General features: G+C 71.6%; 17 protein-coding genes. 6 read left to right on the top strand and 11 right to left on the bottom strand.

Annotated elements, in window-relative coordinates:
• Positions 1–15 precede the first annotated feature (15 nt).
• From ACU6RU_RS14685 to ACU6RU_RS14675, 3 genes are all read right to left on the bottom strand, one after another.
• Entirely contained in the window at positions 16–969 is a 954-nt protein-coding gene (locus ACU6RU_RS14685; RefSeq protein WP_120264218.1) for an ABC transporter permease, read from the bottom strand.
• Positions 966–1,970 (bottom strand): ABC transporter permease, encoded by a 1,005-nt coding sequence (locus ACU6RU_RS14680; protein ID WP_289330283.1) that lies wholly within the window; start codon positions 1,968–1,970, stop codon positions 966–968. The genes ACU6RU_RS14685 and ACU6RU_RS14680 overlap by 4 nt, the downstream gene beginning before the upstream one ends.
• Positions 1,971–2,051: 81 nt before the next feature.
• Entirely contained in the window at positions 2,052–3,725 is a 1,674-nt protein-coding gene (locus ACU6RU_RS14675; protein ID WP_446726920.1) for an ABC transporter substrate-binding protein, read from the bottom strand.
• A 173-nt stretch (positions 3,726–3,898) separates the two neighbouring features.
• On the opposite strand from ACU6RU_RS14675, the gene ACU6RU_RS14670 reads away from it, so the two are divergent.
• The 3 genes from ACU6RU_RS14670 (at position 3,899) to ACU6RU_RS14660 (ending at position 5,901) form a co-directional block, all read left to right on the top strand.
• Positions 3,899–4,762: a spermidine synthase gene (locus tag ACU6RU_RS14670; protein ID WP_446726919.1), complete on the top strand. Its 864-nt coding sequence runs from the start codon at positions 3,899–3,901 to the stop codon at positions 4,760–4,762.
• Positions 4,763–4,841: 79 nt separating this feature from the next.
• Positions 4,842–5,369, top strand: a complete 528-nt coding sequence (locus ACU6RU_RS14665; RefSeq protein WP_120264509.1) for a hypothetical protein — start codon at positions 4,842–4,844, stop codon at positions 5,367–5,369.
• Between the two features lie 43 nt (positions 5,370–5,412).
• Positions 5,413–5,901: a SprT-like domain-containing protein gene (locus ACU6RU_RS14660; protein WP_120264214.1), complete on the top strand. Its 489-nt coding sequence runs from the start codon at positions 5,413–5,415 to the stop codon at positions 5,899–5,901.
• A 57-nt stretch (positions 5,902–5,958) separates the two neighbouring features.
• On the opposite strand, the gene ACU6RU_RS14655 is transcribed toward ACU6RU_RS14660, so the two are convergent.
• Positions 5,959–6,606, bottom strand: a complete 648-nt coding sequence (locus ACU6RU_RS14655; RefSeq protein WP_446726918.1) for a 2-phosphosulfolactate phosphatase — start codon at positions 6,604–6,606, stop codon at positions 5,959–5,961.
• Between the two features lie 32 nt (positions 6,607–6,638).
• Between ACU6RU_RS14655 and ACU6RU_RS14650 the strand changes: the two genes are divergently transcribed.
• Complete coding sequence (locus ACU6RU_RS14650; RefSeq protein WP_446726917.1) at positions 6,639–7,169, top strand: hypothetical protein; 531 nt, start codon at positions 6,639–6,641, stop codon at positions 7,167–7,169.
• Positions 7,166–7,711, top strand: a complete 546-nt coding sequence (locus ACU6RU_RS14645; RefSeq protein ID WP_120264212.1) for a GNAT family N-acetyltransferase — start codon at positions 7,166–7,168, stop codon at positions 7,709–7,711. Before ACU6RU_RS14650 ends, ACU6RU_RS14645 begins: the two co-directional genes overlap by 4 nt.
• Positions 7,712–7,745: 34 nt before the next feature.
• Here the strand turns inward: ACU6RU_RS14645 and ACU6RU_RS14640 are convergent, their stop codons facing one another.
• The 5 genes from ACU6RU_RS14640 to ACU6RU_RS14620 form a co-directional block, all read right to left on the bottom strand.
• Complete coding sequence (locus tag ACU6RU_RS14640; protein ID WP_289330287.1) at positions 7,746–9,236, bottom strand: ABC transporter permease; 1,491 nt, start codon at positions 9,234–9,236, stop codon at positions 7,746–7,748.
• Positions 9,233–9,994, bottom strand: a complete 762-nt coding sequence (locus ACU6RU_RS14635; protein WP_120264210.1) for an ABC transporter ATP-binding protein — start codon at positions 9,992–9,994, stop codon at positions 9,233–9,235. Before ACU6RU_RS14635 ends, ACU6RU_RS14640 begins: the two co-directional genes overlap by 4 nt.
• A gap of 94 nt (positions 9,995–10,088) precedes the next feature.
• Positions 10,089–10,745 carry a response regulator gene (locus ACU6RU_RS14630; protein WP_120264209.1) on the bottom strand — a complete coding sequence of 219 codons (657 nt, stop codon included), beginning with the start codon at positions 10,743–10,745 and terminating at the stop codon, positions 10,089–10,091.
• Entirely contained in the window at positions 10,742–11,938 is a 1,197-nt protein-coding gene (locus tag ACU6RU_RS14625; protein ID WP_446726916.1) for a sensor histidine kinase, read from the bottom strand. The genes ACU6RU_RS14630 and ACU6RU_RS14625 overlap by 4 nt, the downstream gene beginning before the upstream one ends.
• 72 nt (positions 11,939–12,010) lie before the next feature.
• Complete coding sequence (locus ACU6RU_RS14620; RefSeq protein ID WP_446726915.1) at positions 12,011–13,012, bottom strand: diacylglycerol/lipid kinase family protein; 1,002 nt, start codon at positions 13,010–13,012, stop codon at positions 12,011–12,013.
• 189 nt (positions 13,013–13,201) lie between these two features.
• On the opposite strand from ACU6RU_RS14620, the gene soxR reads away from it, so the two are divergent.
• Positions 13,202–13,684 (top strand): redox-sensitive transcriptional activator SoxR, encoded by a 483-nt coding sequence (gene soxR, locus ACU6RU_RS14615; RefSeq protein ID WP_120264206.1) that lies wholly within the window; start codon positions 13,202–13,204, stop codon positions 13,682–13,684.
• Here the strand turns inward: soxR and ACU6RU_RS14610 are convergent.
• Entirely contained in the window at positions 13,679–14,551 is an 873-nt protein-coding gene (locus tag ACU6RU_RS14610) for a transketolase family protein (protein WP_446726914.1), read from the bottom strand. The two genes, soxR and ACU6RU_RS14610, sit on opposite strands and share 6 nt — an antisense overlap.
• Positions 14,551–15,246 (bottom strand): transketolase, encoded by a 696-nt coding sequence (locus ACU6RU_RS14605; protein ID WP_446726913.1) that lies wholly within the window; start codon positions 15,244–15,246, stop codon positions 14,551–14,553. Before ACU6RU_RS14605 ends, ACU6RU_RS14610 begins: the two co-directional genes overlap by 1 nt.
• Positions 15,247–15,265: the final 19 nt, after the last annotated feature.

Genomic DNA, 15,265 nt, shown 5'->3' with positions numbered 1-15,265 from the left:
CCACCGGCCAGCAGGTCAGCGGGCGCGGGTGCGCGGGTCCATGGCCTCGCGCAGCGATTCGCCGAGCAGCGTGAAGCCGAGCGCGGTGATCATGATGCACAGGCCCGGGAGGAATGCGAGCCACGGCGCGATCGCGAGCTCGTTCTGCGCGTAAGTGAGCATGCGGCCCCACTCGGCGGTGGCCGCTCCCCCGCCGCCGAGGCCGAGGAACGACAGCGCCGCGGCGTCGATGACGGCGGTTGCGAGGGTGAGCGTCCCCTGGACGATGACGGGCCCGAGGCTGTTGGGCAGCACGTGGCTCATCGTGATCTTGCCCCGGCCGAGGCCGAGGGTCTGCGCCGAGAGGATGTAGTCGGCGCTGCGCTGCTGCAGCATCGAGGCCCGCAGCAGGCGCGCGAAGATCGGCACCTGCGAGGCTCCGATCGCGATCATGATCGCGAGCTGCGACTGACCGAGGATCGCCGCGATCGAGACGGCCAGCAGCAGGTTGGGAACCGACAGGAGGATGTCGACGAAGCGCATGACGACGGTGTCGACCCAGCCCCCGAACATGCCGGCGATCAAGCCCAGGAGCATGCCGCCGGCGAGACCGAACGCGGTCGAGATCACTCCGATGAGCAGTGAGGCCCGCGCTCCCCAGATGAGCTTCGACAGCACGTCGCCGCCGAAGCGGTCGAGGCCGAGCGGGAAGCCCGCGATCTCGCCGGGACCGGGGATGCGGGTGGGGGTGACCTCCCGCGCGCCGGGGAGGGCCGTCTCGGGGTAGGGGGCGAGCCACGGCGCGAGGATCGCCACGAGGAGGAAGACCAGCACGATGGCGGCGCCGATCCAGGCCACGGGGTTTCGCCGGAGGCGGGCGAAGACGTCGCGCCAGAACCCGCCGCCGGCGCGGGCCTCGAGCACCTCGTGCTCGGCGACGGCCGTGGCGGGTCCGTCGCCGGGGGCGGGCGGGAGCGCGTTGGTGCTCATGAGACCCTCACTCTCGGATCGATCAGGCTGTACGAGACATCGACGATGAGGTTGATGAGCGCGTAGATGACGGCGATGAACAGGATGAACCCCTGCAGCACCGGGAAGTCGCGGGCGCTGATCGCCCGGGCGAGGAACGAGCCGATCCCGGGGAAGGCGAACACCGTCTCGGTGAGGATCGCTCCGGCCAGCAGCAATCCGACCTGCAGGCCGACGGTGGTGGCGACCGGCAGCATGGCGTTGCGCAGGATGAAGCGGCCGCGGAGCGTCCGGCGGGCGATGCCCTTGGCCCGGCCGGTGCGAACGTAGTCGGAGTTCTGCACCTCGAGCACCGAGGCGCGGGTGATGCGGACGATGATCGCGAGCGGGATCGTCCCCAGCGCCAGCGCCGGGAGGATGAGGTGGAGGACGGCGTCCCATGCGGCGTCGAACTCTCCCGTGAGGAGGCCGTCGAGCACATAGAAGTTCGTGTAGTGGGTCGCATCGATGCGCGGGTCCTGGCGGCCGTCGGACGGCAGCCAGCCGAGCTGAACGGCGAAGACGTACTTGAGGATGAAGGCCAGGAAGAACACCGGGATCGTGACGCCCACGAGACTCAGGACGACAGCGAGGTGGTCGCTGATCCTGCCGTGGTGTCGGGCCGCGAGATACCCGAGGGGGATGCCGATGCCGACGGCGAAGATGAGCGCCGCGATCGAGAGCTCGACGGTCGCCGGGAACCGCCGGAGGAACTCCTCGACGACGGGGCGCCCGGTCTCGATCGACGACCCGAAGTCGCCGGTGAGCAGCCGTCCCATATAGGTGGCGTACTGCTCGAGGATCGGCCGGTTGAAGCCGTACAGCTCGTTGATGCGGGCGATCGCGTCGGGGGTCGCCTTCTCGCCGAGGAGGGCGACGGCGGGGCCGCCGGGCAGGGCGCGCACCCAGAGGAAGAGGAGGATGCTGAGCCCGAGGAGCGTGGGGATCAGCAGAAGCAGCCGTTGGCCGATGGTTCGCAGCAACGCGGAATCTTTCGGTCGAGGAGTGCGGGGCGGGCTCGCGCCCGAGGCGGTCGCCCGCCCCGCGGGGTCAGCGGTTCGTCGTCACTCGGTCAGGACGATGTCCGTGAACACCTCGTCGTTGACCGGGCTGGCCGGGTAGCTCTCGACGCGCGGGTCGAATGCGAGCGTCGGGGCCGGGTGAGCCAGGGGCACGCCGGGGATGAACTCGGCGACCTGCTCGTTGATCTGCTCGTAGAGCGCGGTCTGCTCCTCGAGGTTCGGCACGCCGCGTGCGGCGTTCAGGGCCGCGAACAGCTCCGGGTTGTCGAAGCCCCACTCGGCCGAGGGCGCACCGAAGAACACGCCGACGAAGTTGTCGGTGTCGTTGTAGTCGCCCGTCCAGCCCAGGAGGTGGATGCCGTGGTCGGCGGTGCCCGTGATCTTGTCGAGGTAGTCGGGGCTCCAGGCATCCGTCTGCGGCGTCAGCTGCACACCGACGTCGGTCAGCTGCGTCGAGATGACGGTGGCGATCTGCTCGGGGTCGGGCATGTAGGGGCGCGAGACGTTGACCGGGTAGTTGAAGGTCAGCGTCAGCGGGTTGGCCTCGGTGTAGCCGGCCTCCGCGAGCAGGGCCTTGGCCTTCTCGGGGTCGTAGTCGTACGTCGTGACGTCGGGGTTGTAGCCGTTGACGGTGTCGGGCATGAACTGCGTCGCGACCTCGGTGCCCTCGGGGAGCACCTGCGAGATGAGCGCCTCCTTGTCGATCGCGTGAGAGAGCGCCTCGCGGACGCGCACGTCCTGCAGCTCGGGCTGCGCCTGGTTGAAGGCGAGGTAGAGGATCGTGAACGGGGGACGCGAGACCATCGTGAATCCGGCCTCTTCGAGCGCGCCGGTGTCGGCGGGGCCGACGAGGTCGTAGCCGTCGATCGATCCGGCTTCGAGGGCCTGACGGCGCGCGGTGGGGTCGTCGATGACGCGGAAGATGATCTTGTTCACCTGTCCCGAATCGCCCCAGTAGTCGTCGTAGGCCGAGAGCGTGAGCTCCTCGCCCGGCGACCACTCGTCGAACTTGTAGGGGCCGGTGCCCGTCGGGTGTCCGGCACCGTACTCCGACAGCGAGGGGGCCTCTTCGGTGCCGCCGATCTCGTCGGCACCGTACTCCTCGAGCGCGGTCGGGCTCTGCATCGCGAAGGCGGGGAGCGAGAGGGCGGGGATGAAGCCGGCGAAGGGCTGCTTCAGCTGCACCGTCGCCTCGAGGTCGGAGTCGGCGGTGCAGGAGTCGAACACGGCGGTGTCGGGGGTCTCGACGTAGCCGCGGAAGAGCTTGCCGTAGTAGTACGACAGAGCCTCGCTGGCTGCCAGGCCGGTCCAGTTGTACCAGCGGTCGAAGTTCGCGCACACCGCTTCGGCGTTGAACGGCGTGCCGTCGTGGAAGGTCACGCCCTCCTTCAGCTGGAAGGTGTGGGTCAGTCCGTCGTCGGACGACTCCCAGCTCTCGGCGAGCAGGGGCGCGGGGTCGGCGGTTCCGGGCTCGGTGCCGACGAGGCCCTCGAAGATCTGGCGTGAGACGCGGAAGGTCTCACCGTCCTGCGCGAAGGCGGGGTCGAGGCTGGCCGGGTCTGCGGAGGCGGCGAAGACGAAGGTGCCGTCGACGTCGGTCGCGGCATCCGTCTCACCGTCCCCTCCGCGCTGGCTGGTGCACGCCGAGAGGGCGAGGGCGCCGATGGCGACCGCTGCCAGTCCCGCGAGCGCGCGCTTGCGAGGAGTCGAGAGCATGGGGGTGTCCCTTTCTGAGGTCCGGAGCGGGCCCACCGCGGCGCGCTCCGAGGTAATTGGGTCCGAACCTATACGGGCAGGAGGGTCGAAGTCATTACATCGATGTCTCGATCGTGTTTCGACTGCGCAGACCGGCTCGCACCGGTGGCGACGCGTGCCGCTAGCGTTGAGGAATGGCACGAGCGCGCGTCGAGGAACCCGGTCCGCAGGCACGCCTGTCAGACGGCACGATCGCTCGTATCGTGCCCTCTTCGTTCACGTCCGGCTTCGAGCTCGACGTCGATGGAACGCCCCAGTCGCACGTCGACCTCGACGATCCGACACATCTGCACTTCGAGTACATCGCCCGGATGGCGGCTGTCATCGACCGTCTGCGGATGCCGGGACAGCCGCTCACCGCGGTCCATCTGGGCGCCGGTGCACTGACGCTTCCCCGATACATCGCCCACACCCGGCCGGGATCGCGCCAGCAGGTGATCGAGCTCGAACAGCCGCTGGTCGACCTCGTCCGCGAGGCTCTGCCCCTCCCCCGGGGCGCGCAGGTGCGCGTGCGCATCGGAGATGCCCGCACCGTCGCCGAGAAGCTCCCCCCGGGCCTGACCGGCGCCGCCGACCTCGTCGTCTCCGACGTCTTCGCGGGAGCGCAGACCCCCGCCCACCTGACGACGGTGGAGTACTACCGCTCGCTCGCAGGACTGCTCGCACCGGACGGTGTGCTGCTGGTCAACGTCGCCGACGGCGCGGGACTGGCGTTCGCCCGGCGCCAGGTGGCGACGGTGCGCGAGGTCCTCCCCGAGGTGCTGCTGCTCGCCGAGGTGCAGCTGCTGAAGGGGCGACGTTTCGGCAACATCGTGATCGCGGCGTCGGCTGCCCCGCTGCCCTCGGAGTGGTTGCCGCGCCTGATGGCGGCCGGGCCGTTCCCCGCGAAGGTCGCGCAGGGCGCGGAGATCGACGAGTTCGCCCGCGGAGCCCGGGTGGCGACGGACGCTGACGCGACCCCGTCGCCGAAGCCGTCGGCATCCGTGTTCGAACGCTGACCGGCGCGGCGGGCGGGCGCTTCGGCCCCTTTCGACGAGACTGGGATCCACCGTTCTCGAGTCGCGGAGGTGGATGACGGTGGGCTACATCCTCGGGTACGACCCGGACACGCTGCGGGAGATCGTCGACCCGGAGCAGTGCGCACAGCGCCTGGCTGAGATCGGCGAGCAGCGCAGCCTGCCCGCGCTCCTCGAGCGCGTCTGGCTGCTGAAGGTGCTCGATCGGCTCGACGAGGCTCTCGTCCTCGCCGAGCAGGCGGTGCGAGTGGCGCGCATGGCGGGGACCCGCAAAGACCTGCTGCGCGCCCGTGTGCTGCACGCGACGATCCTGCAGAATCGCGGGGCGTTCGCCGCGGCGATCCAGGAGCTGACGACGTGCGCGGAGGAAGCGGAGGGCCAGAACTGGCCCCTGCTCGCCGCCTTCGCCTACCAGCACCGCGGCAAGGTGTCGTACGACGCGGAGGAGTACTCCGACGCTCGCACCGACTTCAAGCGTGCCCTGTTCCTCCGCCAGGAGGGCGGCGCCCCCGAGGAGCAGCTCGAGTCGACCCTGCTCGCCGTCGACGCCGCTGAGCGGCGCCGTTCGCGCTCGATCGTCGCCAGCTGAGCGCCGCCGTCCGCTGTCTCACCCCGCGCGTAACGTCCACCGCATGAGTGATCTCGATCGGGTCCGGGTCTGGGCCGAGGCGCTGATCGCGGCGCACCTCGACGACTCCTGGACGTTCCGGTTCGACAACGCCAAGCGTCGCGCGGGCCAGTGCGACTACACGCGCCGGCGCATCAGCGTCTCGCGCTACCTCGCAGCCCGGTTCGACGACGACGAGAACCACCAGACACTGCTGCACGAGGTCGCCCACGCGATCGCCGGCCCGGCCGCCGGCCACGGTCGCGACTGGCTCCGTACGGCGCGCGAGCTCGGCTATGTCGGCGGCACGACCCATCGCGGTGAGACGGCCGTCGAGCTGGCGCCATGGGTGGGCCAGTGCCCCGCCGGCCATGTGGCCTACCGCCACCGCCGTCCCACGCGGGCGGCGTCATGCCGGATGTGCGCATCGTCATACGACGAGCGCCATCTGTTCCGGTGGGTTCGCCGCGAGATCTCCCCGGCGGACCGACGCGCAGCCGCGACCCCGCGCTGACGGCTGCACGAACTCCTCGATTCGGGCTCGTTTCGCGACGTTCTCGAGGAGTCGGCGTCAGGCGGCCGTGAAGACACCGCCGCGGAGCACCGGCGCCACCGCATCGGCCCCGATCTGCGCCGCCGCGAGCACGTCGGCGCGCAACCCGCGCTCGAGGAGCTCCTGCCCCGAGCCGCTCGCCGTGAGCAGGTGCCGCACCGCGCCGCCGAGGCCGCGGAACGACTCGCACGCCGCGGCCGCTTCCGGCGAGGTGTGGTCGATGCCGAGGCGCGAGAGGGCGTCGACGACCGCTCCCGCACCGAGCAGGTCTTCGACGGCGAAACGCAGCTCGGGCTCCTCGCCCGGCCCGGCGAGCTCGCACGCGGCGATCACGGCGATACTCGTGCGGGCTCCGCGGCGCTGCTGCTCCGCGAGCACGGCGGCCGCGACCGCGTCGGCGTTGCGCAGGCAGCCGAGCAGCACGAGCGCATCGGATGCCGCCCCGGCGATCATCGCGCCGTTGCGCGAGACGGCGCGCGCGGCGTCGTCGAGGACGACGCGCTCCCCCGCGGCGACGCGGGCCGAGACGGTCGACGAGAAGCGCAGCACATCGACGACGACCACGACATCCGCGGGGGCCACGCGGCGAAGGCCCGCGATGCCCCAGTCGAGACGCACCTGGTAGCGGGACTGGTCGAACGGCGAGGATGCTGCGGGCGACGGCATCCGATCAGCCTACGACGGGGCAGACTGGGCTCATGCGCATCCTCCAGAAGCTCGTGCTCGACTGCGACGCCGACGCCGCCTGGCGTGCCCTCCACTCGCCGCGCGCGCTCGCCGAGCTGTACGCACCGCTCATGGGGCTCGAGCCCCTCGCCGCCGAGGGGATGCCGACCTCGCTCGAACCGGGGGCGGACGTGCCGGTCCAGCTGTCGGCGCTGGGCATGCCGGTCGGGCGTCAGCTGATCCACGTGTCGGACCGTGCGGTCGAGGAGCGCCGCCCCGGAGAGACGGATGCCTCGACCGTGCGGATCCTGCGTGACAGCGGCATCCCCCTCACCGGCCCGCTCTCGGTGCTCGACGTCTGGGACCACCAGATGGCGGTCTCGCCGGCACCCGGCGACCCCACCCGCACGCTGTGGCGCGAGCGCCTCGTGATCGGGGGCCTCGCCGCGCCGGCGCTGTGGCCGATGCTCTGGGCGACCTGGCAGTGGCGATCGACGCGCCTGCGGCAGGTCGCGCCGACCTGGGCCCACGACCCCGAGCCCGAGCCCGATCCCGCGTCGTGACCGCCGTCGCCGTGCGGCGGGCCGTTCCCGCCGATGCTGCGGCGATCGCGCGCGTGCACGTCGTCGGCTGGCACGAGGCCTACACCGGCCGGATGCCGCAGAGCATCCTCGACCGCCTCGATCTCGATCGTCTGACGCGCGTACGGGGTGAACTGCTCGGCCACGAGCAGCGGCTCGACGAGCGACAGTCGGCCGTGCCGGCCGGCACGGAACGCACGCACGACCTCGGCCGCACATGGGTCGCCGTGATCTCCGGCACGATCGTCGGTTTCGCCGTCAGCGGCTCGTCCCGCGACGACCCTCCCGCTGCACCGCTCGAGCTGTATGCGATCTACGTCCTCGCCGCCCACTACGGCACCGGCGCGGGGCAGGCGCTGCTGGATGCCGCTCTGGGCGACGAGCCCGCGTCGCTCTGGGTGCTCGCCGACAACCCGCGCGCCCGCGCGTTCTACGCCCGCAACGGGTTCCGCCCCGACGGCGCCGTGAAGGACGACACCAGCTGGGGCGAGACCATCAGCGAGGTCCGGCTCGTCCGCCGATGAGGGACGAGCCGGACCTGCCGGAGACTGAGCCGCGTCACTCGGCGAGTGCCTCCACGGGCGAGACGCGGGTCGCGAGACGGGTGGGCACGACGGCGGCCACGAGGGTGAGCACGGCGGTGGCCACGACGATCCCGGCGACGGTGAGCCACGGGATGCCCGGAAGCACGAAGGTGGGGGCGAGCCACAGCGGCGGCACCCGCACCGACCCGAGCAGCGACTGCGCCGCCGCCCAGCCGTAGGCGATGCCGAGAAGCAGGCCGAACACGACCGAGGTGATCGTGATGTGCGCCGCCTCGAACAGCACCATCGAGCGGATCTGACGCCCGGTCAGGCCGAGGGCGCGCAGCAGCCCGAGCTCGCGGGTGCGCTGGACCACGCCGATCGTGAGCAGGTTGACGAGACCGACGGCCGCGATCACCGCCGACACCCCGACGAGAGCCATCATGACCGCGCTGAACGTGTCGAGCAGACGGGCCATCTCGCCCGACACCTCGCCACCGCCCGAGGCGGCCATGACGCCCTTGACCGACTCCGAGGCGACGGCGAACATCGTCACGAGCGTGACGCCCATGACGACGCCGATCGCCATGCGGCTCGATCGCTCGGGGTAGCGCAGCGCGTTCTCGGCCGCCAGCCGCGCCGACGCCGAACGGCCGAAGAGTCGCCCGGTCAGGCGCAGCAGCGGCGGCATGACGAGTGCGGCACCCAGGCTCAGTCCGGTGAACGAGGCGAGACCTCCGAAGAACGCGACGACCACGCCGAGGGGTGTGGTGAAGCCGGCGAGGATGCCGAGAGCGAGCAGCACCGCGCCGACGCCGAACAACGACACCGCGGCGACGCGGCGGCGCGTACGGCCCGCGGCCTCTTCCGCCGTGCGCGGCGCGGACCCTGCGAGGGCAGCGAGGGGCGTGACCTCGAGCACGCGACGCGACCCGGACCACGCGGCGATCCAGGTCGTCAGCGCTACGACGAATGCCGGCGCCAGCAGCACGGGCTGCACGACGTTGTAGTCGACGTCGAGCCCCCACGCCCGTGCGGCGATCTGCTGGAGACCGAGCGCTCCGGCGGTTCCGCCGACCAGCCCGAGCACGGCGCCGATCGCGCCGACGACGAGGCCCTGCCGCGCGATCCGCGACCGCTGCGACCGCGCCGACGCGCCGATGAGGCGCATCAGGGCGATCTGACGGGTGCGACCCGCCACGATCGTGGCGAACGTGTTGGCCGTGACGATCGCGGCGACGTACATCGCCACCGCGACCAGCAGCACGCTGAGGATCGCCACGACGATGACGATGGTCTCTCCGCCCGAGAGGAACGGGTCGGCCATGAGCCACGCGCCGATCAGCCCGGTGACGGCGACCAGCAGCACGCCGAATCCGCCCGAGATCGCGGCGACGAGCACCGAGGCGCCCATCCCCCGCTCGCGCAGCCACGCCCAACGTCCGGAGGCCGGGGCCGCGGAACCCGACCCGGGCCGCATCCGCGCCGACGAGGATGCCGCGCGCGCCGCGGTCACGGCGGTCATGCCGACACCTCGGCGGCGAGCATGTGGGCCGAGATCTGCTCGGCGCTCTGGCTGGGCTTGTCGGCCACGATGCGGCCGTCGCCGAGGAAGATCACCCGATCGGCGTGCGAAGCGGCGACGGGGTCGTGCGTCACCATCGCGATGGACTGACCGTGCTCGCGGCTCGCCGTCGCGAGCAGGGCGAGCACCTCACGACCCGACCGCGAGTCGAGGTTGCCGGTCGGCTCGTCGGCGAAGACGAGGTCGGGCGCCGTCGCGAGGGCACGGGCGATCGCGACGCGCTGCTGCTGGCCGCCCGACAGCTCATGCGGACGGTGCCGCAGCCGCGCGCCGAGCCCGAGGGAATCGACCAGCCCGTCGATGCGCGAACGTTCGAGGGCCGACGGCGACCGCCCGTCGAGCTCGAACGGCAGCGTGATGTTGCCGATGACGTCGAGGGTGGGCACGAGATTGAACGACTGGAACACGAAGCCGACGCGGCGCCGTCGCAGGATCGTCAGATCGAGGTCGGAGAGGCCCGAGATCTCGGTGTCGCCGATCCACGCGCGACCCGTTGTCGGGGCGTCGAGCCCGGCCATGATGTGCATCAGGGTCGATTTGCCCGAGCCGGATGGGCCCATGATGGCGGTGAACTCGCCACGGCGGATGCCCACCGAGACGCCGTCGAGCGCACGGACGCCCGATTCGCCGGCGCCGTAGGTCTTGGAGAGGTTCTGGACCCGGGCGGCGAGGCCGAGGTCGGTGGTCGAGATCTGCATGTCTCCGACGCTACGAAGCGCCGCGTCCGCCGACATCGGCCCGCCGTCGCGGACGCGTACATCTTGCGGATGATCCCTCATCCGCCCGCGGGGGTCAGGCGAGCCCGTGCTCGAACGCGAAGACGACCAGCTGCACGCGGTCGCGCAGGGAGAGCTTCGCCAGGATCCGGCTGATGTGGGTCTTCACGGTGGCCTCGGAGAGGAACTCGCGCTGTGCGATCTCGGCGTTGGAGAGCCCTCGGGCCGCCAGAGCGAAGATCTCCCGCTCACGGTCGGTCAGCTCGGCGAACGCGGCCGGCACGGCCTTCTGCGCGGGGGCCGAGAACGTCGCGAACAGTTCCCGCGTCGCCGCGGCCGCGATGACCGACGACCCCGAATGCACCGTGCGGATCGCGGCGAGGAGGAACTCGGGGTCGGCGTCCTTGAGCAAGAACCCGCTCGCGCCCTGACGGATCGCCCGCGCCGCCGCCTCGTCGAGGTCGAAGGTGGTCAGCATCACGATGCGCGGCGGAGCACCATCGAAGACCGGATCGTCGAGCAGCTGAGCGGTCGCGGTCAGGCCGTCCATCACCGGCATCCGGATATCCATGAGAACGACGTCGGGACGTGTCTCGCGGATGATGCCGATCGCCTCTGCGCCGTCCGACGCCTCGCCGACGACCTCGAGATCGGGCTGTGAGGCGACCACCATGCGGATGCCGGCGCGGAAGAGCGCCTGGTCGTCGACGAGGACGACCCGGATCGCACTCACGCGGTGCCGCCGATGGGCAGGGTCGCCGCCACGACGAATGCGCCGTCGCGGGGGCCCACTTCGATGGTGCCGCCGATGAGCTGAGCGCGTTCGCGCATGCCGATGAGGCCGTGACCGCCCGTGCGCACCGGGCCCGTGACCTCGCTCACCGGCGAGAGCGGGTTGCTCACACGGACCTCCACGCGGTCGGACAGCCAGGACAGGGACACCTCCACGGTACCGCCCGCGCCGTGCCGCATCGCGTTCGTCAAGGCTTCCTGCAGAATCCGGTACACCGCGATCTGCACCGCCGCGGGCGGCTCGCCCGGCGGTGCGGGGTCGACGTCGACGCGCAGGTCGAGACCGGCAGCGCGCACCTGCGCGTAGAGCACCTCCAGCTCCGCGACGGTCGGCTGGGGACCCTCGCCCTCACTGTGGCGCAGCTGGGTCAGCAGCATCCGCACGTCCGAGAGGGCGGAACGGGCCGTCGACGAGATCGTCTGAAGCGAGGTGGCAGCGGCATCCGGATCCGCCGCCGCGGCATAGCGAGCCCCGTCGGCCTGGGCGATGACGACCGCGAGCGAATGGGCGACGACGTCGTGCATGTCGCGCGCGATGCGGTTGCGCTCGAACTCCGCCGTCGCGCGCTCCTCGGCCTTCCGCTGGGCCTCGGCATTGCCGCGGGCACGCAGCCCGACGCGGACGAGTGCGCCCACGGTCCACGCCAGGAGCAGGCCGAAGACGGCCGCGACGAAGAGCATCGTGCCGGTGACGAGGAAGTACACCAGCTCATCACCCGCTGTCGTGACCGAGTACGCCGCAGTCGGGATGAGCAGGTAGACGGTGATGGCCAGCGCGCCCCCGATGGAGGACGCGAATCCGAGCCAGAAGATCCGGTTCGTGCCGTACGCCGCGCAGGTGTAGAGCACCGCGAAGATGGCGATGTCGACCGGCAGGGGAGGCAGCTGCGCCAGCATCTGCAGGATCGCACCGACCCACGCCAGCGTCAGCGCGAGCGGCGGCGAGAGGCGACGCAGCGCGACCGCAGCGCCGAACGGGACGACCAGAAGCATCGCGACGACCGCTGACACCCGGTCGTTGGGGATGCCGACACCCACGACGCCCACCCACGTGAACAGCAGCATGAGCGCCGCGAAGGCGACAGCCACCGAGATGTCGACGGAGAGCTGATAGCGGCGGAGCGGACGGAACACGCTACGACGGTACGCGAGCGCCGCGGGCGCGGCATCCCTCTGACGATGTATCCGCGGGCAACGCCATCCGCCTCAGCGCGCGTACACGCGCAGGCCGTCCGGGATCGCGCGCAGCCGGAGCCGGTAGTCGCCGGCGGGAGTCTCGGTGAGCTCGCCGTCGTGCGCGAACACCGGCGTCGCGCCGCCGGGCCGGACCGTCACCTCGATCTCCGCCACGACGGCTCGCTCGAGATCGGATGCCGGCGGCATGAGACGCAGTGCGCGCATCACCGCGAGGGTACGACGACCGAACGCCAGCGAGGTCACCGCCCGCAGCCGCGTGCCCCGGGCATGGTGGAGCCGGACATCGAGCACCGCCTCGTCGAGGCTCGCGCGCCGCATCATCGCGATGCGACGCGGGTCGTTGCGGCCGAGCCCCGCGAAGACCGACCAGACGACCGCCCGGCGGCCGTCGCGCACGATCGTGATGCGGTGGGCGCCGTGGATCTCGCGCCACGCCGCGACCGCGCCGCCCCACCATTTGCCGAGACTCGTGCGCTTCTCGCGTTCGGCGAGGAGCTCGGGGTAGGAGCCGAGCGACACCGCGTTGAGGACCGTCACGGGATCGCCGTCGTCGATGACCGCCTCGGCGACCACGACGCGGCGGACCGTCCCGGCCGCATAGGCGTCGAGGGCGGCATCGACCGTGTCGAGGCCCGCCGCGCGCGCGAAGTGATTGAAGGTGCCGCCGGGCAGCACGAGCAGCGTCAGGTCATGACGGCGCGCGAGGTGAGCGGCGCGCGAGACGGATCCGTCGCCGCCGAGGACGGCGAGCACCGTGGGCGCATCGGCGGCTGACACGGCCGATGCGACGATGTCGTCCATCGACGAGTCGCCCAGGCTCTCGATCCGCGCCTGCGGCAGTCGCCGCCGGATCTCGGGCAGGGGGTCGGTGCGGACCACCGACGTTCCCGCTCGCGCGTTCGTGATCAGCAGCACGCCGCGCCCGTCGGAAGCGTCGGCGGTGGAGCCGGACGCGGCGGGTGACGGTGCGGCGGGGGCGACGGGGTGGTCGGCGGGGTGGTCGGCGGGCATGGTGCGACGCTAACGCCGCGGGCGCACACCCGCGACAGCTTGACAGTCCCGGCCCGACCCGGCGGTGACGGCAGACGCCGATACAACCGTCGGGCGCTCGGTGCTGATGTGGCGCGGACGGCCGCCCGCGATGACACCAGCCCCACCGGTCCGACCGATGTATCGGCGCGTCGTAGAGTCGCAGGCGTGATGCGGTCCAATGATCTCCTGAGCATCGGCGAGGTGAGTGCTCGAACCGGTGTGTCCGTGTCGGCGCTGCACTTCTACGAGCGGCACGGGCTCATCACCTCGACCCGCTCGGCGGGCAATCAGCGCCGGTTCAGTCGCCACATGCTGCGGCGCATCTCCCTCATCCTCGTCGCGAAGCGCCTCGGCATCCCGCTCGCCGAGGTCGCCGACGCCTTCGCATCCCTCCCCGCCGAGGCCGAGCCCAGCAGTGATGACTGGAAACGGGTGTCGCGGGCGTGGAAGATCCGCCTCGAAGAACGGCGCGCGGCCATCGAGTCGCTCGAACGCGAGCTCGTGGGATGCATCGGATGCGGCTGTCTCTCGATGCGGTCGTGCGATCTGCTGAACCCCGGTGACGCGCTGAGCGCGGAGGGCAGCGGACCGCGTCGTGTCGCGCCCGCGCTCCGGCACGTGCTCGACGACGACGCGGCCGCTCCGTCATGAGAGCCGGTCGAGGCGCCGCCTGATCCCCGACGCATCGAGGCCGTGCAGCCGCGCGTGGTCGGCCGCAGTGCCGTATCGGCGCTGCTCTCCCACCCCGACACCGATGTGCTCGATGCGGATGCCGCTGCCGCCGACGGCCGCGCCGACCGCGGCGGCGGTCGTTCCCTCGAGGAAGGGTTCGAGCACCACGACCCGGTCGAACCCGGCGCTCAGCTCGCGCAGACCGTCACGGTCGAGCGGCACCGGCGTCGCGGTGTAGGCGACCGCGTGCCCCGTGCCGGCCGTCGCTTCGAGCGCGGCGTCGAGCAGTGGGCCGATGGCCAGCACGAGGACACCCGATCCCCCGCGCACGGGGTGGATCCGCCCGTCGGTCGGGAAGGCCGTCCGGTTCTCCTGCGTCGAGAGCCGGATGTACTGACGGTCGTCGGAGGTGGCCGCCGCCCGGATCAGCGCCTCGACCTCGTCGGGATGCCCCGGCGTGTGCAGCCGCCACCCCGGCAGAGTGCCGAGCAGGGCGATGTCGCCGGGGCACTGGTGCGTGCGCCCTTCGGCTGCGGCGTCGTAGCTCGCACCGATCGATACGAGCACCGCCCCGAGATCCTGGTGCGACAGATCGAGCTTGATCTGCTCGAAGGGCCGCTCGACGAGGAACGGGGCGTAGGTGTGCACGAACGGGCGGAGCCCGGCGAGCGAGAGCCCGGCCGCGACGCCGATCATCGCCTGCTCGCGGATCCCGACGTTGACGACGCGGTCGGCGGCGGCGGTGCCCGCGGCGAGACCGACCGGCCCGATGTCGGCGAGGACGAGAGCCGCACGTTCGTCGGTCGCCAGCAGATCGGACATCGTGGTGGAGAAGCGCGCGCGCATCAGGATCCCTTCGCAGCGGTACGGACGACGGTGACGCGCGGCATCGCGCCGCCCGCCTCGAGGGCCGCGGCGAGCGCGGCGTGATCGCGGGAGTCGACCTCGGCGGCATCCCACCCCTCCACCGCGAACCGCCGCGCGACCCCGCCGGGCCATCCGAGGGATGCCGAGGCGTTGTCGATGACGATGCAGTGCAGCCGCGCGAGAGCGAGGCGTCCGGCGACGGCGATCGCCTCGTGGTTGCTGCCCTCGTCGAGCTCGGCGTCGCCGATCAGGACGAACACGCGTCCGCCCGCACCCGCGATGTCGAGGCCGCGGGCGAGGCCGACCGCGATCGGCAGACCGTGCCCGAGCGAGCCGGACGAGATCTCCACGGCGGGAATGAGCACGCGGTCGGGATGGTGACCGAGGGGCGAGTCGACGCCCGCCAGGTCATCGAGCCATGCCTCGGGCATCAGGCCCCGGGCAGCGAGCACGGCGTAGTACGAGGCGGGACCGTGGCCTTTCGACAGCAGGAAGCGGTCGCCGGCCTCGGGGCGCAGCACCCGATCGTGCAGCACCCAGAGGGCGTCGAGGGTCGAGTGCGCCGCGGCGCTGTGCTTCTCGTCGCCGGTCACTCGTGCGAGGCGGTCGAGCACGGCGGCGGGCAGCCGCTCGGTGAAGGAGTCGACGTGGGGGTCGGGGTCGGTTCGGATCATGTCTCGAACGCTAAAACCT

The organism is Microbacterium sp. F1-18, assembly GCF_052921305.1.
The sequence above is the reverse complement of the archived record's forward strand: the minus strand, read 5'-3'. Positions and strand labels throughout refer to the sequence as shown.

Coding starts and splice junctions, on each gene's coding strand:
- ACU6RU_RS14685 (WP_120264218.1), bottom strand. CDS start 969: ATGAGCACCAACGCGCTCCCGCCCGCCCCCGGCGACGGACCCGCCACG.
- ACU6RU_RS14675 (WP_446726920.1), bottom strand. CDS start 3,725: ATGCTCTCGACTCCTCGCAAGCGCGCGCTCGCGGGACTGGCAGCGGTC.
- ACU6RU_RS14670 (WP_446726919.1), top strand. CDS start 3,899: ATGGCACGAGCGCGCGTCGAGGAACCCGGTCCGCAGGCACGCCTGTCA.
- ACU6RU_RS14660 (WP_120264214.1), top strand. CDS start 5,413: ATGAGTGATCTCGATCGGGTCCGGGTCTGGGCCGAGGCGCTGATCGCG.
- ACU6RU_RS14655 (WP_446726918.1), bottom strand. CDS start 6,606: ATGCCGTCGCCCGCAGCATCCTCGCCGTTCGACCAGTCCCGCTACCAG.
- ACU6RU_RS14650 (WP_446726917.1), top strand. CDS start 6,639: ATGCGCATCCTCCAGAAGCTCGTGCTCGACTGCGACGCCGACGCCGCC.
- ACU6RU_RS14640 (WP_289330287.1), bottom strand. CDS start 9,236: ATGACCGCCGTGACCGCGGCGCGCGCGGCATCCTCGTCGGCGCGGATG.
- ACU6RU_RS14635 (WP_120264210.1), bottom strand. CDS start 9,994: ATGCAGATCTCGACCACCGACCTCGGCCTCGCCGCCCGGGTCCAGAAC.
- ACU6RU_RS14620 (WP_446726915.1), bottom strand. CDS start 13,012: ATGCCCGCCGACCACCCCGCCGACCACCCCGTCGCCCCCGCCGCACCG.
- soxR (WP_120264206.1), top strand. CDS start 13,202: ATGCGGTCCAATGATCTCCTGAGCATCGGCGAGGTGAGTGCTCGAACC.
- ACU6RU_RS14610 (WP_446726914.1), bottom strand. CDS start 14,551: ATGCGCGCGCGCTTCTCCACCACGATGTCCGATCTGCTGGCGACCGAC.
- ACU6RU_RS14605 (WP_446726913.1), bottom strand. CDS start 15,246: ATGATCCGAACCGACCCCGACCCCCACGTCGACTCCTTCACCGAGCGG.